The sequence below is a fragment of the Pseudoalteromonas luteoviolacea DSM 6061 genome (assembly GCF_001625655.1).
Classification (GTDB): Bacteria; Pseudomonadota; Gammaproteobacteria; order Enterobacterales; family Alteromonadaceae; genus Pseudoalteromonas; species Pseudoalteromonas luteoviolacea.
In genome coordinates, this window is sequence record NZ_AUYB01000098.1 from 1 (window position 1) to 18,184 (window position 18,184).

At 40.9% G+C, this 18,184-nt stretch carries 17 protein-coding genes, 1 tRNA gene and 1 pseudogene; 13 read left to right on the top strand and 6 right to left on the bottom strand.

From position 1 onward, the window contains the following. The 3 genes from N475_RS08730 (at position 1) to bamJ (ending at position 1,235) form a co-directional block, all read left to right on the top strand. Positions 1–91 (top strand) — tRNA-Ser (locus N475_RS08730). Between the two features lie 50 nt (positions 92–141). Beyond that, on the top strand, positions 142–510 hold the full coding sequence (locus tag N475_RS08735) for a hypothetical protein (protein ID WP_063357198.1): 369 nt from the start codon (positions 142–144) through the stop codon (positions 508–510). A gap of 107 nt (positions 511–617) precedes the next feature. Next, complete coding sequence (gene bamJ, locus N475_RS08740) at positions 618–1,235, top strand: BamJ family beta-barrel-assembly machinery protein (RefSeq protein WP_063357197.1); 618 nt, start codon at positions 618–620, stop codon at positions 1,233–1,235. 63 nt (positions 1,236–1,298) lie between these two features. Here bamJ and N475_RS08745 read toward each other — a convergent pair whose 3' ends face one another. Further along, the gene (locus N475_RS08745; protein WP_063365066.1) at positions 1,299–3,716 is read right to left on the bottom strand and encodes a methyl-accepting chemotaxis protein; all 2,418 of its coding nucleotides are present in this window, start codon (positions 3,714–3,716) and stop codon (positions 1,299–1,301) included. A gap of 196 nt (positions 3,717–3,912) precedes the next feature. Here N475_RS08745 and N475_RS08750 point away from each other — a divergent pair, with 196 nt between their 5' ends. The 5 genes from N475_RS08750 to N475_RS08770 all read left to right on the top strand — a co-directional run bounded on the left by N475_RS08750 (position 3,913) and on the right by N475_RS08770 (position 8,246). After that, positions 3,913–4,905: a cytochrome-c peroxidase gene (locus N475_RS08750; protein ID WP_063357195.1), complete on the top strand. Its 993-nt coding sequence runs from the start codon at positions 3,913–3,915 to the stop codon at positions 4,903–4,905. A gap of 9 nt (positions 4,906–4,914) precedes the next feature. Further along, on the top strand, positions 4,915–5,523 hold the full coding sequence (locus tag N475_RS08755; protein WP_063357194.1) for a cupredoxin domain-containing protein: 609 nt from the start codon (positions 4,915–4,917) through the stop codon (positions 5,521–5,523). A 10-nt stretch (positions 5,524–5,533) separates the two neighbouring features. Continuing rightward, a complete protein-coding gene (locus N475_RS08760) occupies positions 5,534–6,118 on the top strand; it encodes a cytochrome P460 family protein (RefSeq protein WP_063357193.1) in 585 nt (194 codons plus the stop codon). A gap of 313 nt (positions 6,119–6,431) precedes the next feature. Beyond that, a complete protein-coding gene (locus N475_RS08765; RefSeq protein ID WP_063357192.1) occupies positions 6,432–6,851 on the top strand; it encodes a globin family protein in 420 nt (139 codons plus the stop codon). Positions 6,852–7,022: 171 nt separating this feature from the next. Then, positions 7,023–8,246: a glycoside hydrolase family 18 protein gene (locus tag N475_RS08770; protein ID WP_063357191.1), complete on the top strand. Its 1,224-nt coding sequence runs from the start codon at positions 7,023–7,025 to the stop codon at positions 8,244–8,246. Between the two features lie 81 nt (positions 8,247–8,327). Here N475_RS08770 and asnS read toward each other — a convergent pair whose 3' ends face one another. Beyond that, entirely contained in the window at positions 8,328–9,725 is a 1,398-nt protein-coding gene (asnS, locus tag N475_RS08775) for an asparagine--tRNA ligase (protein ID WP_063365067.1), read from the bottom strand. Positions 9,726–10,074: 349 nt separating this feature from the next. Between asnS and N475_RS08780 the strand changes: the two genes are divergently transcribed. After that, positions 10,075–10,509 (top strand): AAA family ATPase, encoded by a 435-nt coding sequence (locus tag N475_RS08780; RefSeq protein WP_063357189.1) that lies wholly within the window; start codon positions 10,075–10,077, stop codon positions 10,507–10,509. A 32-nt stretch (positions 10,510–10,541) separates the two neighbouring features. On the opposite strand, the gene N475_RS08785 is transcribed toward N475_RS08780, so the two are convergent. Both N475_RS08785 and bioA read right to left on the bottom strand, forming a co-directional pair. Continuing rightward, positions 10,542–11,879, bottom strand: a complete 1,338-nt coding sequence (locus N475_RS08785; protein WP_063357188.1) for a KamA family radical SAM protein — start codon at positions 11,877–11,879, stop codon at positions 10,542–10,544. A 221-nt stretch (positions 11,880–12,100) separates the two neighbouring features. Continuing rightward, positions 12,101–13,390: an adenosylmethionine--8-amino-7-oxononanoate transaminase gene (bioA, locus tag N475_RS08790; protein ID WP_063357187.1), complete on the bottom strand. Its 1,290-nt coding sequence runs from the start codon at positions 13,388–13,390 to the stop codon at positions 12,101–12,103. Between the two features lie 114 nt (positions 13,391–13,504). Between bioA and bioB the strand changes: the two genes are divergently transcribed. The 4 genes from bioB to bioD are packed head-to-tail and all read left to right on the top strand — an operon-like array spanning position 13,505 to position 17,108. Further along, on the top strand, positions 13,505–14,548 hold the full coding sequence (gene bioB, locus N475_RS08795; RefSeq protein ID WP_063357186.1) for a biotin synthase BioB: 1,044 nt from the start codon (positions 13,505–13,507) through the stop codon (positions 14,546–14,548). Further along, entirely contained in the window at positions 14,549–15,682 is a 1,134-nt protein-coding gene (locus N475_RS08800) for an aminotransferase class I/II-fold pyridoxal phosphate-dependent enzyme (RefSeq protein WP_063357185.1), read from the top strand. Next, positions 15,679–16,431: a methyltransferase domain-containing protein gene (locus tag N475_RS08805; RefSeq protein WP_063357184.1), complete on the top strand. Its 753-nt coding sequence runs from the start codon at positions 15,679–15,681 to the stop codon at positions 16,429–16,431. Before N475_RS08800 ends, N475_RS08805 begins: the two co-directional genes overlap by 4 nt. Continuing rightward, positions 16,431–17,108: a dethiobiotin synthase gene (gene bioD / locus N475_RS08810; protein ID WP_063357183.1), complete on the top strand. Its 678-nt coding sequence runs from the start codon at positions 16,431–16,433 to the stop codon at positions 17,106–17,108. The genes N475_RS08805 and bioD overlap by 1 nt, the downstream gene beginning before the upstream one ends. 41 nt (positions 17,109–17,149) lie before the next feature. On the opposite strand, the pseudogene N475_RS08815 reads toward bioD, so the two are convergent. Both N475_RS08815 and N475_RS08820 read right to left on the bottom strand, forming a co-directional pair. After that, positions 17,150–17,413: pseudogene (locus N475_RS08815) on the bottom strand (hypothetical protein); the annotation flags it as partial. A gap of 433 nt (positions 17,414–17,846) precedes the next feature. Then, positions 17,847–18,161, bottom strand: coding sequence for a hypothetical protein (locus tag N475_RS08820; protein ID WP_063357181.1), 315 nt, complete (start codon positions 18,159–18,161; stop codon positions 17,847–17,849). Positions 18,162–18,184: the final 23 nt, after the last annotated feature.

The following is an 18,184-nucleotide window of genomic DNA, read 5'->3' on the forward strand; positions in this document are numbered from 1 at the left end:
GGAGAGATGGCTGAGTGGTTGAAAGCACCGGTCTTGAAAACCGGCATACGTTAATAGCGTATCTAGGGTTCAAATCCCTATCTCTCCGCCACCTCATTCCCAAAACCGCCTAATGGCGGTTTTTTTCGTTAGGAGAGTTCAATGGCTCAAAATGTTGTTAAACATTGTTCACTATGGATTGTCTTTAGCTTTTTCTATTTAAGTGGTTTGCAAATGGCCGTCATTATGTCAATTGACGGACAGTCTGAGCCAACCTTATGGCAAACGCTACTTTATACGTTTTTTTATAACGCACTAATTGGTCACCTTGTGACAAAATATGAAAAGTTATGGCCTTTCTTAGCATCAATTGTTATTTCATTATTTGGCATTGTAGGCTTCGGCGTATTTTTTGGCGATAAACTAGCTGGTTATAGTAATGAACTTTTAATTGGCTTGGTGCTTTCTCTGCCTTTCGCTACTTTTCTTGTAAAAGAACTTAAATCTCGACATCAAGAACAGCAATCTTAATTTCTTTTCAATTTATAGTGTGCCGTTTTGAGCGGCGCCCTATAAGTTACGATTTCTCTGTGCTACACTGCGCGTCCTTTTAAGCTGATAAATAAAGTGAATTTGATATGTCAGATTTATTCAATACGGACGCAGGTAAAGCGAGTTACGGTATCGGTCTACAAATGGGCGAGCAATTAAAAGCAAACCCTTTTGAAGGTCTTGATTTAAACGCAGTATTTGAAGGCATGAAAGATGCCTATACTGGTGGTGAATTCCGCGTTGAGATCCCTGAGATCCAAGCTGCTTTTGAAAAAATTAACAGCGAGATCCAAGCTCGTCGTGAAGAAGAAGCTAAAGTACTTGCTGCAGAAGGTACTGCCTTCTTAGAAGAAAACGCTAAACGTGCAGAAGTAACTGTGACTGAGTCAGGTTTACAGTACGAAGTAATTACTGCAGGCGAAGGCGATAAGCCAGCTGCTGATTCTACAGTGCGTGTACATTACCACGGAACACTAATCAACGGTACTGTATTCGATAGCTCATATGACCGTGGCCAACCAGCTGAATTCCCAGTAAATGGTGTAATCAAAGGCTGGACTGAAGCTCTACAGCTTATGACAACTGGTTCAAAATGGCGTCTATACATCCCTCACGACCTTGCATATGGCGAGCGTGGTGCGGGTGCTTCAATCGCGCCTTACTCAACGCTAATCTTTGATGTTGAGTTACTAGAAATCCTTTAATTAAAAGCTCGATTTTAATTAATATTGATACCCAGCTTAGGCTGGGTATTTTTTTAAGCATGGTTACTGATCAAAAAACTCGTAGAGCTCAGATAGGGCATCCTTTTGATCCGCTCCTTTTGCCGAAAATTCGAGTCCATAATACGTATATTCACTGTCTCTATCTTCTTTGCGCACGACCCGAGCTGTTATTTTCATCGGCGCTTGAGCCATATACTCTTTATAATTTTTTTTCGGTAAATACATTACCAACATAACTGCTGAATCGATATCTAACTCTTGGTTGAGCTGTCTGCTTAGGCGTATCCCACATCCAACACAGCTTAGCTCTCTAGTAATTGTCGAATAGTCTTTATCATCTTGTGATATTTTAATTTTGACTTTAGCTTCAAGTCGGTCAGAGCGCCTTTTTTCGTGCTTTTTCTTAACTAAATCATTATCTTCGTCAAAATGGAAGCCATCCATTAAGCTATTAACAAGCTCAGAGGTCTGATACAAATCACCTCCAATCATGGAGACCATTTGAGCCTTTTCGGCATTTTGTTGCAGAGAAGAAAACAAATGCTGAAGCTTTATCTGCATTTCGAGCATCTGGTTGCTTTGCTCGTCTGAACGATGGGCAATTTGGTCATTGGAATCAATAATACTGTCTATTGTGGTTGTCATTGCTCTAAGAGCTTGACCACTTTCATCTGAACGAGCCTTACTCACATCTACTTGGTGAATAATATCTGTCATCAGTCGAATGACATCACCTACTTTGTTGGTAAGTTGTGAAATAACGTTTCTGATTTCATCAGTGGAGTTAGCTGTTCTTTGCGCTAGATTCCGAACTTCATCAGCAACAACGGCGAAACCACGGCCTTGTTCACCTGCACGAGCGGCCTCAATTGCAGCATTGAGTGCAATTAGCGCAGTTTGATCTGCAACAGTTGAAATAGCATCTGTGACGGACTCAATTTCTTCACTAGCCGTTTTAAGCTCTTCTACTCCTTCAGAAGCAAGTGTAACTACATCCACCGTTTTATTCATTTCGTCCAAATTACTGTTTACCGCCTGAATACCCGTGTCTGCTTGTGTCTTGGCTTGCTCTAAAACGCCTTGGCTTTGCTCTATAGCCTGCCCAGACTCAACCAAAAGATCCATAAATGATTCAATTACGCGCATAACTTCCGAGTAGCTCGAATTTTCATTTTTAGCTACGGTACTTATTTCAGTGGCAATTGCAGCAACTTGGTGCGCTGAATGCCCCACCTGTCTAGACTGTCTTCTTACTGTTGAAATTGTGGAAGACAAAGAAAGGGTCATATGATTAAAGCTTTCTGAGAGCTGGTTAAGTTCATCGTTTGATCGAATAACGAAATAATCAGTTTGGGTTTTAAAGTCCCCAACCGAAATATTTTTAGCACGTGAAAGCAGAGACTGAACGCGCATTTTGAGCTTGTTACTAAATACAACGCTTATCGTACCTGCAATGATTATGGTGAGGATGGAGCTTATAGCCAGCACGATAAACATATCAGAGAGTGCATTCTGCGTGTCATCAATACCTTGCTCAGTCACGTCTGTAACGTGTCTGTTCATTGCTTGAAGTTCACTAAATATCATCGCTGTAAGTGGTTTGATAACCGTTCTAAGATGATTGTTAGCAAAGTTTGACTCTTCACTCGCTTGCTTTTCGAAGGCTCGAATAGTGATTGGTGCCAGTTTTTCCCGTTCTTCGCTATACGCATTCCAAAGTTCTAATTGTTCATCAGTAAAAAGGTCTTCGTAGTCATCTAAAATCGAAACGAATGCGTCGCTATTTTGAAACCATGCTTGATCAAATCCATCTATGTTTTTTTGTTCGCGTGTTAATAAAAAGGCTCTTAATTCCGATATTGCAGTTGCGAAACTGACTTCTGAGTCAACCAGCAACTTGAAGAGTTCAAACCTGTCTTCATCTACATCTTCCTCTTTCTCAATTTCAATTATTTGTGCAAGAAGGGCAACCATAGACTCTGCCAATGGTATAGCCTCTGTGACAAGCAGTTTAACAGCAGGCTCGTTATCGAGGGTGTTTGCGATATCGGATATCACTTTCTGCTCGTATTTCAGTTTTTGAAGATGTGTCTCTATTTTTCTAAGCTTCGTTTCATCAAAGCCTGTTTCTTTCGAAAATTGGCTAAGCTTGGCAAAGTCATCATCAATGTCTCGCCAAGCCGAGTCTCTTCTCTGAATTGCACTACTTTTCGCAGTGTTGTTATTCCCAGTTATTATTTGCTCTTCCAATGTAATCAAAGAGTCCAAAATATTCATTTTGAGATCTGAATTAACATTAACCAAAGGAATTGAAACAGAAGAAACGTGGGTGAAGTTTTGCGCGAGAGTGCCAGTGCTTAGATAAACAAAAAAATTACTGAATATCCCGAGTGATGTTATTACACCAAAAGCCAATAGCATTTGCGCAGCGATACCTGGAACAAATCTAGAAATCATCATGTTTTTATGAGTGTCTCAGAGTTGGTATTAGCTATCTTAATTAAAGTCAAATGAATGCGTTTACCTGTTTTGCGAAACTTTTATTAAAAGGGGCTAATTTTTTGATTTATTGACAAATATAGTCAATCCTTCGATAAGGTCAAAGTTTAGTCATTAAATTTTATATGTGTAAACAAACTGTTTCGGGGGACGAGTAATGGATTGTAAGAAGTCGGTTTTAGCCGCTTTACCTTTAATATTTAGCACTCAGATATTTGCCAAAGATATGCCTGTTTTCGGCAATTTGGCAACACCAGATGTAGATGACATCGAATATATAGATGAAGAAGAACCATCGGACAGAGAAGTTAAATTAGGCAAGATGCTATTTTTTGATAATCGACTATCAAAGCACCAAAACCAATCCTGTGCAACTTGCCACAATCCAGAGTTGGGCTTTAGTGATGGAGTAGCAAAAGGGATAGGCAGTGGCGGAGATATACTTGGTCGCAATGCACCTCACCTTTATAACTTAGCTTGGTCAGGCATCTTTTTTTGGGATGGTAGAGCGGGTTCTTTGCAAGAGCAAGCGTTGGGTCCGTTGGTGTCAGATGTTGAAATGCAAATGACGCCAAAAGATGTATTGGACAGGCTAAACAAAGTGCCATTTTACAAAAAAGAATTTAAAGCGCTTTATGGTGATATGACATTCGAAAATGTGGGTAAAGCAATCGCCGCCTTTGAAATGACCATTGTTAGTGATGACTCGGCTTTTGACAAATATCTTGCGGGGCAAAAAGAAGCCATGTCTATGTCAGCAGTTAGAGGGTTACAGCTTTTTGTGGGAAAAGCGCGGTGTATTAAATGTCATGATGGCGCAAACTTTACCGATGATAGCTTTCATAACATCGGTATTCAAAGTGGCGATGAAGGACGCTATGCAATTGATAAAAATAAGGAGTTAAAGGGCGCCTTTAAAACACCTGGCCTCAGAAACATCATAATGAGCGCACCTTACATGCATGATGGTTCATTAGGAAGCTTAGAAGAGGTAATAGATCATTATGACATGGGCGCGGTAAATGCAAAGAATGTCAGTCCGCTCATTTTGCCCCTCAATTTAAATCCACAAGAAAAAGCAGACTTGATTGCGTTTATGGCAGCTTTGACTGATCCAGTAGTAATCGAAAGACCAATTTTACCGAATTAAGGAGTAGATATGAAAAAGTACGCAATGTTAATGATTGGACTAGGTTCAGTATTCTCAACTAACGCGGCTATGCTGACAGGCGAGTTAGAGTTTGTTAAAAGACCATCATTTGTAGGGGTTGTGTATGCTAAAGGAGGTGTTGGGCCACAAAAAGCAGAGCTAGATCAATCGAATAAAGTATTTGATAAGAAAGCAGTGGTTATCGGACCAAAGGGCGAAATTACATTTAAAAATTCAGATGAATTTCAGCACAATATTTTCGCAAATGACCCAAATTCGGGCGTTAAATTCGATGTTGGGCTTATGAATCAGGGCCAAACGACAAAAGTGTCAGCGGATTGGGCTGATAACACACTAACACGTATTGGCTGTAAAATTCATCCAAAAATGCGCAGCTACATTGCCAATGTTCAATCTGATGCTTACCAGGTGATACCGTTCAGCAAAAAGCAAAAAGTTTATTCAATTAACTTAGATGTGGGTACACATAGCGAGTTTGTGCTGCAAATTCCCAAGTATGAGCCTGTGGAGCTAAAGCTTGCTCCAGGACAAGAAACCAGTGTTGATGTGATGTACAAAGGTAAAAAACGTGCGACTCTAAAATTGGCTCTTAAATAAGGCTTAAGAAATGAAACATATTTTAGCAAGTCTTTGTATCAGCGCTTTTTTTGGTACGAGCTCTGTAAGTGCAGATCCTTTTAAGGTATATCCGTTCAAAGTACCCGATAAATACAAGGAAGCGCTCAAAGATTACCGGACAGATTGGCATCGAGTAACAGGGTTTGAACACTCTGGATTGCACTGGCAGCAATTTATTGTCGTTTTTCTTAATAAAGATGTAAGAGTTTACGAAAACAATTACCTCGAATACCTTAGATATTATCAGGACTATGACGAAGAAGAAGAGGAGGAAGAATTAGCTGAGCCCAACTTTAAGATGTACAAGCCGGGTACCGTTGTTTTAAAAGAAAACTTTTCCTCTCAATCCGGTGCACCCCACGATGCTTTAACCATTACTATGATGATAAAGCGTCAAAAAGGCTATTCTGATGGTTATGGTGACTGGGAGTATGTTCAATTTGACAAGCTCGGCAATATTATTCTGGCAGGGAAAGGGAGTGAGCCAACCATTAAACATACATGTTCTAATTGTCACGCCAGCATCGCAGAAAGAGACTTCATATTTGCGAACTTTTACTCGAGGAAAAAGTAGAGTGAAGTACTGAGTTCTTGACTTTGATAACAACACTCGGTGCTGTCTATTTTTATTAAAGCTTGTCACTTTTGACGAATTAAATGTTTGTTGACACCTTGTTAGTTTAAATATCGTTTACCAATTCTTCCTTAATTAGCTTAGAGGCTTGGCCAAAAGCCTCTTGAAATCATTTCTCAATTAGAATTTTTCATTATGCAGGCCGAATTATTGATTGAATCAGCAATTAAATATTTAATCTTACACAATTATTAGCAGAGGGGAGGATTACGGACTAGAGTATGTGTATGGTCTTTAGAATGGGGTGTTTCTTATGAGTATTACCGCAAGACAAAAGCAATTAGTACAAGACAGCTTCACTAAAGTAGAGCCAATTGCTGAGCAAGCTGCAGAGATTTTTTATAATACCCTTTTTCATTATGACCCATCTTTGAAAGCACTTTTCAAAAGCAGCATGAAGAGCCAAGGACAAAAACTCATGGCGACACTCAAAGTAGCCGTTAGGTCTCTAGATGATTTAGATAGTTTAGTTCCTGTTTTACAGAAGCTTGCTGAAAGGCACGTTAATTATGGTGTCAAAGCATCTCATTTTACACCAGTGGGAAATGCGCTTTTATACACATTGAAAAAGGGCCTTGGCGATGACTGGAATCCAGAGCTGAGACAAGCATGGGTTGATGTTATTAGATTGGTTGCCACTGTGATGAAAAGTCATGCGTTTAAAAGCGAATGACTTGTTTATAGAATAATCCCCCTCGAATTAACTTATATATTTTATTGCTCAAAAATGGATTAACACATAATCTGTGGGAGCCTATAACCTTTACAAAAATTCAATATAACAAGCATTTTAATCATGTTATTAAAAAAGGGAATTTAATTTCTATACAACATGGAGAAGGTTATGTTCAAAAAAAGTTATTTAGCCGCTATTGCTGCGATGAGTTTTAGTGCTGTAAGTATTAACGCGCTAGCAGCAGACTACTGTCCTAGAGTCGAAGGGTTTTATTCAACTTGGGACTATCCAGCTGGTGGTGATCTGGATGTAAAAGATTTAGCTACAGACCAACTAACGCATATCATTGTTGCATTTGCATACCCACGTGCAGATGGCTCTCTAGATACGACTGAAGCCGATCGTTATATCGACGATATCGTTGAACATGCCCATGCTAACAATACCGGCGTCATGATTTCAGTTGGCGGTGCTGGTGTGGATTTCTTGTCTATGGACGCCGTAGCTAGAAGTAATCTAGTAGACAATTTAGTTGCCTATGCAAAGTTACATAACTTAGATGGTATTGATGTCGATTGGGAAGATTGGAGTACATACAATCAGCCAAATCCGGTTGAAAGTGGTTATCTACTGAACTTGGTGAAAGAACTCAGAGAAAAGTTACCCCAAAATCTAGAGGTATCGGTTGATGTGCAAGCTGGTGGTTGGTCGGGAATTAACTTCCACAAAGATTTAGATGAGTATGCGGATATTATTCGTTTTATGGCTTACGACTATACAGGTGGTTGGGGCGGCTCGCCAAAGAACCACCATGCAGCTTGGGAATATATTCATGGTGGATTAGTTCACCCAGCTGAATGGAGTCAGAGCATGATCACCAAGTATGAAGTATCCAAAACAAGTTTAGGGATCCCTTTTTACAACAAGTCTTTCCCATTAAGCAGTGGTCCTGTAAAGACGCTTACAGCTCGAGAAATTGTAGAAACAATGGTAAAGGGGGAAGGAGTCGACTATAACCAAGGCACTTATGAGTTGGACAATTATGTTCATTTTTGGGAGACACCAGAGCTCTTAAAAACCAAGACAGACTTCGTTTCTGAGAACGGTTATCCTGGTATTTTCATTTGGGAATTGCACCAAGACTCACGGGATGAAGGCTTTAAATTGTTAGATGTGATTGCAAATGAGTTACCTAAATGCCAACCATGTGCGGAGGAGTGGCAGCCATACCCTAGTGTTTATAGTACTGGTGATGTAGTAAGCTTTGAAGGTAAAAATTGGCGTGTAAACGGCGGTCCTTTGCACGGAGTTGCTCCTCAAACATTGGGACATGCGCACAGATATACTGAGCTGGGTTCATGTCAAAATTATGTGTTGAGTAATAACTTATAGTCTTCTCGTTTTCTTGGAATTCAGAAATACCAGTAAAAAAGCCCCTATGAAGGGGCTTTTTTAATTGAAATCGCTTTCAAATTAGTATGTTGCGCTACCTTTTGTACGCGGGAATGCAATAACGTCACGAACGTTACCCATACCTGTTACATATGCAACTAGACGTTCGAACCCTAGGCCAAAGCCCGAGTGAGGAACAGAACCGTATTTACGAAGATCTCTATACCAGCTGTAATCTTCTTTATTTAAGCCCATTTCTTCTAGGCGAGCATCTAATACGTCTAGGCGTTCTTCACGCTGAGAACCACCAATGATTTCACCTATGCCAGGCGCAACGACATCCATTGCAGCAACTGTTTTACCATCTTCGTTTTGACGCATGTAGAATGCTTTAATGTCACGAGGGTAGTTTTTAATAACTACTGGCGCTTTAAAATGTTCTTCAGCTAAGTAACGTTCGTGCTCTGATTGAAGATCAACGCCCCATTCAACGTCATATTCAAACTTTTTGCCAGACGCTTTTAAGATCTCAATTGCATCAGTGTAGTCAACTTGTGCAAAGTCTTTATCTACAAAGTTCTCTAAGCGAGAGATAGCTTCTTTATTGATACGCTGAGCAAAGAACTCCATGTCATCACGACGCTCTTCAAGCACGGCTTTAAATACATATTTAAGCATGCTTTCAGCTAGGCCGGCGATGTCATTTAAGTCAGCAAATGCGACTTCTGGTTCAACCATCCAGAACTCAGCTAGGTGACGAGATGTGTTCGAGTTTTCAGCGCGGAATGTTGGACCGAAAGTGTAAATCTTTGACATTGCACTTGCATATGTCTCACCATTCAATTGGCCAGATACCGTTAAGAAAGCTTCTTTTCCAAAGAAATCTTCATTGTAATCTACATCGCCCTTATCAGTACGCGGTAAGTTATTCATATCCAATGTAGATACACGGAACATCTCGCCTGCACCTTCACAGTCACTCGCTGTGATGATAGGCGTGCTGATCCACATGTAACCTTGTTCATGGAAGAATCTGTGAATAGCTTGAGATAAACAGTTACGAACACGAGTTACCGCGCCTATTACGTTTGTGCGAGGGCGTAGGTGTGCGTGCTCGCGTAGATATTCGATTGAATGGCGCTTTGCAGCCATAGGGTATGTGTCTGGATTTTCTACCCAGCCCAGTACTTCAACAGAGTTTGCTTGAAGCTCAAAGCTTTGGCCTTTACCCTGTGACTCTACAAGTATACCAGTTACAGCGACAGAACAGCCTGCAGTAAGACGAGTTACTTCTTCATAATTATTAAGCGAATTAGGCACTACTGCTTGAATAGGGTCAAAACAAGAACCGTCGTGGACGGCAAGAAATGAAATACCCGCTTTTGAATCGCGTCGTGTACGGATCCAGCCTTTGATCGTAACTTGGCTGTCTACCGCAACGGTGCCTGCTAGTAGCTCCGTTATCGCTATGTGGCTCATCTTTACTCCAAAATGATTAATTATGTAAGGGCCATTGTGCCCAACTTGTTTTTATCTATATATGCACTCAGAAACATAATTCAATGTGCTGCGCGCAAATTCTGCTGTGACTTGCTTTTATTTAACGAAATTCGCTTGTTAGTGTGTGAAGTCACGTAATCCGTATCTTACCCCTGATAGCTACATAAAAAAACTACCAATTTAAGGTTATGTCAAAAAAATTCTTTAAAATGCTTTTTAAATCCTCAACTGCTTTGTTATTGAGCACTTAAGAGACTGTGCGAAAGGGCATTTTTATGGCATTATAGCCCAGTTAATTAGAAAAATAGTCGGAATGAAATTTCATTAAATGAAACAAGCTTTTATTCTCAGAGGTTTGCCAGGTTCTGGTAAAACACATTATGCTCAAACACTTGCTGATGAACTCGTTGCGGGAGATGACTCCCAATTTACTATATGTTCAACAGATGATTATTTTACTGACGAAGACGGATGTTACGAGTTTAATAAATCAAAACTATCTCAGTATCACAATTTGAACTTGGCTAGATTCATTAATGCACTAGCGCAAGGGATACCATTAGTCATTGCGGATAACACGAACATTAAGAAGTGGGAGTTTATCGCCTATACCAGCGCTGCTCAAGCGATGGGCTATCAGGTAAAAGAAGTGATAGTCGGTGAAGTGAAAGACAAGTCGATGCAACATTTATACGCCAAGCGTAATGTACATGGTGTGGCACTAAAGACGATTAGTAAAATGGCTCATATATTTGAATGGTAAAAAGCCGACTCTAGAGTCGGCTTTTTTTTGCATTACATTGCTTCGTATTCTTCCTGCCAGAAGAACTTCTCTTCACCAAAGGCTGGTTTCAAATCGTCTAGCCAATGCGCATTCTCATCAAACTTTGCGAAGAATGGACGTTGTACCCACTCAGGGTTACGAGCTTGAATAAAGCGCAGTGCAAATACTTTCTCGCCCGCAATTTCTGTTACACCCGAGATTTCAACTTTACCAGGGCCCGCACTCATTGACGGTCCACGAACGGTTCTGCTCACACCTGAAACTTGTTTGTAAGCATCTTTGAAGATTTCCCAAGTCTTGTGAAGAGGTAGCTCAAAATAGCGTTTAGCACCTGTGTCACGTTCGATGAACATGTAGTAAGGGATCATACCCATCTGAGTTTGTTCTTTCCACATTTCAGCCCACATGTTTGGATCTGTATTCAAGTGGTTAAGTAGTGGTGCTTGAGTTCGGATTTGAGCGCCAGTCTTACGAATAAGTTTGATGGCTTCTTTAGCAACATCGGTACGTAATTCTTGTTTATGGTTTACATGAGCCATGAAAGATACATGTTTGCCCGCATCAACTAGTTCTTTAATTAACGCTAATAAGTCTTCCGCGTCCGGGTCAGTTACATATCTAAACGGCCAAAATGTCAAAGATTTAGTACCTATACGAATAGTACGAATATGATCAAATCTTGGCTCTTTTAATGCCTCAAGGTACTTACGCAGTTTAACTGTACGCATTACCATTGGATCGCCACCGGTCATTAGAAGGTCAGTCACTTCTGTGTGTTCTTCTAAATATCTGTGCAATAACTCTTCGTCATTGTTATTGAAGCGTGTTGCTTTACCAACAAACTGAGCCCAACGGAAGCAGAAGGTGCAGTATGAGTGGCAGTATTGGCCTTGTGCAGGGAAGAATAATACAGTTTCTTTATACTTGTGCTGCACACCCGCCACGTTTTCACCTTCAAAAGAAGGTACGTTTTTGTCCATTTGACCAGCTGGATGCGGGTTTAGCTTTTGTCTGAGCTTAGTAGCAAGCTCAAATACTTCTTCTGGCGTATGGTCACGCTTTAACAACGCTGCCATTTCATCATAAGATTCATCATCAAGCATGCCACGCTGTGGAAAGGTGAGCTGGAATACAGGATCATTTGGTACCTTGTCCCAGTCAATCAATTCGTCAATAACGTAATTGTTCACACGGAAAGGAAAAACATTAGCAACCACCTTCATTTGAAAGCGAAGGTGCTCTGGCAGTTTGTCAAGCTGCTCGATTTTATCAATTTGACGGTGTTGATACACAGTAAAGCGAGGTGGTTGATAGGCCTCTGCCGGCTGCAATTGAACGGATTGTTGCATACTTACTACTTCTCGGCTTGCTAGATTAAAAATAAGAGGCGTATTGTAGCAAAAACTTGAAGTAAATTCAGGTACAAATCATCAAAGATACTGAAAAAGTGATACTTTTCTTTGTATGTGCTTGGATTATATACAGACTAGAGAGAAATTTAATCGTTTTCTGAAAGTCGAAAGAAGTAAAATCCGATGCAAGGTATGTCTCGCACCGGAAGGTAGTCTATCTAATAGGCTTTTTGCTCAATTGCGTCATAGATCCCCACACTAAGTTTCTCAATATCTTCGTCTGGCGTGACATAAGGTGGCATGATGTAAATCAGCTTTCCAAAAGGTCGGATCCATAGGCCTTTCTCAATAAAAAACTTTTGTATCTTAGCGACATCTACTGTTTCAAATAACTCAACAACCCCAATTGCGCCAAGGGTTCTCACTTCTTTAACCACATCCAGTGTTGCACAGCGGTGTAAGCTTTGCATGGCATGGTTAATTCTTCCAACATTTGCTTGCCAGTCTGTTTCTTGCAGAAGTTCAAGGCTAGCAAGTGCAGTGGCACATGCGAGTGGATTACCCATAAAAGTGGGGCCGTGCATCAGGACTTTGGCTTCTCCGCGGCTTATACCCAGTGCAACTTGTTCGGTTGTCAGCGTGGCAGATAAGGTCATACAACCACCCGTGAGCGCTTTACCTATGCAAAGTATATCTGGTGCAATGTCAGCATGTTCACAGGCAAACATCTTACCGGTACGACCGAACCCTGTGGCTATTTCATCGAGAATTAGAAGTACATCATATTTGTCGCATAGTGTTCTCAATGCTTTTAAATACTCTGCATTGTAAAAGTTCATTCCACCTGCATTTTGGACTATGGGTTCAATGATAAAAGCGGCGAGATCTTGATGATGTTGCTGAAACGCGCTTTCTAATGCTGCAAGTTCAGTTTTACTTTGCGGTTGGCTAAAACCAGATTGTGGGGCATCGACAAATATATGCTCAGGTAAGAAGCCCTGATACATACTGTGCATTGAGTTTACAGGGTCACACACACTCATCGCCGCAAACGTATCTCCATGATAACCTTTTTTTGCCGTCATTAACTTTGTTTTGTTGCTGAGCCCCTGACTTAGCCAATACTGCAACGCCATTTTGATAGCGACTTCAACACTGACTGACCCGCTATCTGCCAAAAACACTTTTTGTAGTGGTTTTGGTGTGATCTCAACAAGCTTTTTACACAGATTTACTGCTGGGCCATGAGTTATACCGCCAAACATAACATGACTCATGGTCGTTGCTTGATCGGTCATAGCTTTAACTAGTTTTGGATGATTGTAACCGTGAAGGGCACTCCACCAAGAAGCCATTCCATCGACTAACGATTCACCGGTTTCAAGAAATATTCTGTTTTTATCTGTGCGTGTAACAGGATAAACAGGAAGAGGATCTATCATCGAAGTGTATGGATGCCAGATATGCTCTCTATCAAAATCTAAATCTATCGATTGATTATTATTCACTTGTAAACCTTTTGCTAGTCTGTGTCGTTGACAATAGTAAAGCAAGAAGTAGACTAAGCCAATCACCGTCAAATTGTCTGGCGAAAAAAGAACCAGAAAAGAAGAGAATAAGTTATGGAATATGGCATCGTTCGTCACGATTGGAAACACAATGAAGTAAAAGCATTATTTGAAATGCCTTTTAACGATCTGCTTTTTCATGCCGCAAGTGTGCATCGTAAAAACTTCAAACAAAATGAAGTGCAGATTTCTACATTGTTGTCGATTAAAACAGGTGCTTGTCCTGAAGATTGTAAATACTGCCCTCAATCAGGTCACTATAAAACTGACCTAGAAAGAGAGCGATTAATGGAAGTTGAAAAAGTAGTCACTCAGGCTAAGTTAGCAAAAGAAAAGGGCGCTACACGTTTCTGTATGGGTGCTGCTTGGTCCGACCCAAAAGACAGAGACATGCCATACATTGAAAAAATGGTAAAAGAGGTTAGCGCACTTGGTTTAGAAACATGTATGACGCTGGGCAAACTAGACAATGAAAAAGCGCATGCGTTACGAGAAGCTGGCCTTGACTACTACAATCACAACTTGGATACATCACCTGAGTATTACGAGCAAATCATCACGACACGTACATACCAAGATCGTCTAAATACTATTGACCATGTTCGTGATGCAGGCATGAAGGTATGCTCAGGAGGGATTGTAGGCATGGGCGAACAAGCCGCAGACCGTTTTGGTTTGTTAATGCAATTGGCTAATTTACCAAAGCAACCAGAAAGTGTGCCTATCAATATGCTGGTCAAGGTAGCAGGTACGCCACTAGAGGACGTGGAAGATTTAGACCATTTTGAGTTTATCCGTACGATTGCTGTTGCACGTATCATGATGCCAGAGAGCTACGTTCGACTGTCTGCTGGTAGAACAGCAATGAATGAACAAATGCAATCTATGTGTTTCTTTGCTGGCGCCAACTCAATTTTCTATGGTGATAAGTTATTAACAACTGAGAACCCAGAAGCTGACGCTGACATGAACTTGCTGAAAAAGCTGGGCATGAAGCCTGAGACGCGTGAAGACTACTCAGATGAAGCATATGAAGCATCCTTGAACTCAGCAATTGCTGACAAGGCAACTTCTGAGTTGTTTTACGAAGCAAAATAAATGGCGTTTGAATTTATAGAGCATGCGCTTGATGCAAGGGCGCAAGATGCATTATTGCGTCAGCGCACTTGCATAGAAAAAGCCACGGCGAGGCATATCCAAGTTGATGGTTTAAAATACTTAAACTTTGCTAGTAATGACTATTTGGGCTTAGCAGACTTAACTGTTTCTGCCACATTTTGTGCTGGTAGTAAAAGTTCCGCTCTAGTGACTGGGTACCATAGAACACACCGACAGTTAGAGGCAAGGCTCTGTCAACTGCTTGGGTATGAGCGAGCTTTGTTGTTTGCTAGTGGCTTTGCTGCAAATTTCAGCGTTCTTAGTGCATTGTTCAACGATTCAAAAGTTGGTCAAGTCAGTGCTGTATTTCAAGATAAACTAAACCACGCAAGTCTGATCGATGGCAGCTTAAATAGTAAAGCTAAGCTTATTCGATTTAATCACAACGATATGGGGCATTTGCGCGCTAGGTTGGAAAAAAGCAATGCCGAGAACAAGTTAGTTGTCAGCGAAGGCATATTTTCAATGGATGGTGATGGCGCGCCTCTTCAAGCGCTAGAAAATCTTTGTCAAACGCATGAAGCTTGGTTGATGGTCGATGATGCGCACAGTTTTGGCGTTTGTGGCAGCAATGGTCTTGGCTCAATTGAAAGCGGGGTAAAACCCGATATACTCGTCATAACCTTTGGTAAAGCGATGGGCTGCCAAGGTGCTGCGGTACTTGCGAGTAAACGCTTGATTGATTATATGTTGCAGTTTAATCGTGAGTATACTTATTCGACAGCAATGTCCCCCGCATTGGTTGAGATTGCTTCTACACAGTTATCCCGCTTATGCGATGGTGAGGAAGCAAGAAGTCGTTTACACACTAATATTGAGTTGTTTAAACGCATTGCGCTTGATGCCGGGATCCCACTTCAAGAATCAACAAGCGCAATTCAGCCTATAGTTTTAGGAAGCGCAGAAAATACGCTTCAAGCCCAGCAAGCGCTTGCTAAAAATGGTATATGGTTAACCGCTATTAGACCACCGACAGTACCTTACAATACGGCAAGGTTACGTGTAACTTTGACTGCTGAACATGAGAAAGAAGACATCGAATACTTGGTAAGGTGTTTGGAGGATGTTCTATGAGTGCCGCGCTAAAATTGCAAGTCGCAGATAAATTCTCGCGGGCATCAGCTCAATATTTAAAGCATGCAAACGTACAAAAGCGTTCAGCTGAAATATTACTGGCAAGCATGAACAAAAATTATGGCTGCATGCTTGATTTGGGAGCAGGGCCGATGCAACACCATAAAGCGTTATCCCAAAAAAGTGACGTATTGGTGGCGTTAGATTTAAGCCAAAACATGCTTTACCAAGGACCAAAGGAAGCTTATAAAGTATGTGCAGATATGGATAATTTGCCTTTTTTGCCAAGCTCGTTTGATTGTGTTTTTAGTAATTTTGCAATGCAATGGAGTAGTGACTTACCAAAACTTCTTAGCAAGCTTCATGAAGTTTTAAAGTCTAATGGTAGGGCTCACCTTTCTATTGTGGTTGACGGTTCATTGAGAGAGATTGCCGCTGCATGGAAGGGCGTCGATACCCATTGCCATGTGAATAAGTTCATTGAGTTTGAATACCTATTGCAAGCCGCTCGAGATGCAGGTTTTGGTGTTCGCTCAGTCAGTAAACGTTGCTTGGTCGACATGTTCGATTCACCGAAAGAGGCCTTGAAATCGGTAAAAAACATTGGCGCGAATCAGCTCAGTGGAAATGAAAATAGAAGAGGGCTCGTCGGTAAGAAAAGCTATCAAGCTTTATTGGCGTCCTATCCTATGAATGGAGATTGTGCCCATGTTAGTTATGAAGTTGCGTTTTTGGAGTTAACAAAATAATGAGTCAATTTTTTATTACTGGCACAGATACCGAAGTTGGAAAAACATACGTTACCAGTTTACTACTTAAGTATTTGGTATCTAAAAAGAAAAAAGCCCTGGGATTCAAGCCAATTGCTGCGGGAGCAGAGGAGGCGTTTGGAGAACTAGTGAATGAAGACGCGCTGACATTAATGGAGGCTGCAAATGTTCACGGTACCTACGAACAAATCAACCCTTTTTGTTTTGCTCCACCAATAGCACCACATATTGCTGCGAGTAGGGTCGACGTGCATATTTCAAAGCAGGATCTTACCAATAAACTAGCTGATGTCTCGACACTTGGGGCTGAATTTACATTGGTAGAAGGTGCTGGTGGTTGGGTGCTTCCTATCAATGAAGAAGAGTTTTTGTCCACTTGGGTTGCAGAGCAAAACTTACCAGTCATATTAGTTGTAGGTATGAAATTAGGCTGCTTAAATCATGCCTTTTTGACGTTACAAGCTATTGAAGCGTCAGGCGCAAAGTGTGTTGGTTGGATAGCAAATCAAATCGACCCAAATATGGCGGAGTATGATGCCAACATAGAAACGCTTAAACAAAGACTCAATTGTCCGTTGCTTGCAGTGACGCCATACTCTGAAGAGAAAGCGAAAATGCAGGTGCACCCTGCTTTAAATAGTTTGTTGGGTGTTTAAAGCAACATGAAAAGCAGAAAGAGCCAGCTAAGAGGTTGGCTCTAATTTTTATGCTTTAAAAATGACATCAGTTCTAAGTATGTATTTGCACCCAGCGTATACTTTTGCACCTTGATGCCATAAATGATGTTCAAATAGAAGGGCTTTACCTGTTTTAAGCATCCCTCTATGTTGTCTTGCCTAAAGGTCGTTCTACCACCATCATAATTGTCATTTAAGTAGATAAGTAAAGTCATCATTGTTTGGTGTCCATCTACTTTCTGCCTTCCATCCTTATGCATGTTAAACTTTTGTCCTTCCAAATAACGATAAAACCTAAACTTATGGGAAAGCCCAGCAGCATGTTTGCTTTAAAGTTGGAGAAGTTTTAACGGTTTAAGCTTTTGCCACAATACTTCGGCGAGGCAGTTTGACATCCAATCAATACGTTCATTGTTTCTAATATCATTCATAATGACCCGTTTATCCCCTATATCTACATCAGCCGATTTGAACCTTAATTGTTCAGCATGGCCAATGTAGCTTTGACACTCTTGCTTACTTAAAAAGTTATCAATCGTAAAAGGTTCTCGCTGTGTGTATCAAGAATCATGTTCTGTGATTGTTATTTTGTTTGGAAGAAGGCCATTATTACTTCAATGGCCTTCGGGTACTAGTTAGGCGGTGACTTGGATAAAAATGCGAAATTAAATTTTCTCCCAACAGCTCAAATGTTTGTTTGAATTTAGCGGTTATGCCTTAGCCTTGTCTCAATACGGACTCGTACAGTTCAATAAAGTGTTCTGTAGAAGCTTTGGCTTGGTGATTTAAGTTTTCAAGCGCCTCTAAGTATTTGATGTCGCCCGACTCAAGAAACTTTGCAAGTGCGGCTCCAGTGGCAGATGAAAGTAGTGTATTCATATCTCGCATCGTTTGATCGGCATCTTCAAGGGAGAGCGCACCGCGTAATACGCTTCCTGAACTATCTTGTTCGTTAATTGCATCAACTAAGCTAGCGAGTTTTTCTCGGTCTACAGTTGCAATGAAGTTGGATATGGAATTATGTGTTGTCATTATGTGATTCTCCTATTTTAATT

Bases quoted from the DNA above. Each gene is read 5' to 3' on its own strand.
- N475_RS08780 (WP_063357189.1), top strand. From the start codon at position 10,075: ATGAAACAAGCTTTTATTCTCAGAGGTTTGCCAGGTTCTGGTAAAACA.
- N475_RS08770 (WP_063357191.1), top strand. From the start codon at position 7,023: ATGTTCAAAAAAAGTTATTTAGCCGCTATTGCTGCGATGAGTTTTAGT.
- N475_RS08805 (WP_063357184.1), top strand. From the start codon at position 15,679: ATGAGTGCCGCGCTAAAATTGCAAGTCGCAGATAAATTCTCGCGGGCA.
- bioB (WP_063357186.1), top strand. From the start codon at position 13,505: ATGGAATATGGCATCGTTCGTCACGATTGGAAACACAATGAAGTAAAA.
- N475_RS08735 (WP_063357198.1), top strand. From the start codon at position 142: ATGGCTCAAAATGTTGTTAAACATTGTTCACTATGGATTGTCTTTAGC.
- N475_RS08800 (WP_063357185.1), top strand. From the start codon at position 14,549: ATGGCGTTTGAATTTATAGAGCATGCGCTTGATGCAAGGGCGCAAGAT.
- N475_RS08760 (WP_063357193.1), top strand. From the start codon at position 5,534: ATGAAACATATTTTAGCAAGTCTTTGTATCAGCGCTTTTTTTGGTACG.
- N475_RS08785 (WP_063357188.1), bottom strand. From the start codon at position 11,879: ATGCAACAATCCGTTCAATTGCAGCCGGCAGAGGCCTATCAACCACCT.
- N475_RS08765 (WP_063357192.1), top strand. From the start codon at position 6,432: ATGAGTATTACCGCAAGACAAAAGCAATTAGTACAAGACAGCTTCACT.
- asnS (WP_063365067.1), bottom strand. From the start codon at position 9,725: ATGAGCCACATAGCGATAACGGAGCTACTAGCAGGCACCGTTGCGGTA.
- N475_RS08750 (WP_063357195.1), top strand. From the start codon at position 3,913: ATGGATTGTAAGAAGTCGGTTTTAGCCGCTTTACCTTTAATATTTAGC.
- N475_RS08755 (WP_063357194.1), top strand. From the start codon at position 4,915: ATGAAAAAGTACGCAATGTTAATGATTGGACTAGGTTCAGTATTCTCA.
- bioD (WP_063357183.1), top strand. From the start codon at position 16,431: ATGAGTCAATTTTTTATTACTGGCACAGATACCGAAGTTGGAAAAACA.
- bamJ (WP_063357197.1), top strand. From the start codon at position 618: ATGTCAGATTTATTCAATACGGACGCAGGTAAAGCGAGTTACGGTATC.
- N475_RS08745 (WP_063365066.1), bottom strand. From the start codon at position 3,716: ATGATGATTTCTAGATTTGTTCCAGGTATCGCTGCGCAAATGCTATTG.
- N475_RS08820 (WP_063357181.1), bottom strand. From the start codon at position 18,161: ATGACAACACATAATTCCATATCCAACTTCATTGCAACTGTAGACCGA.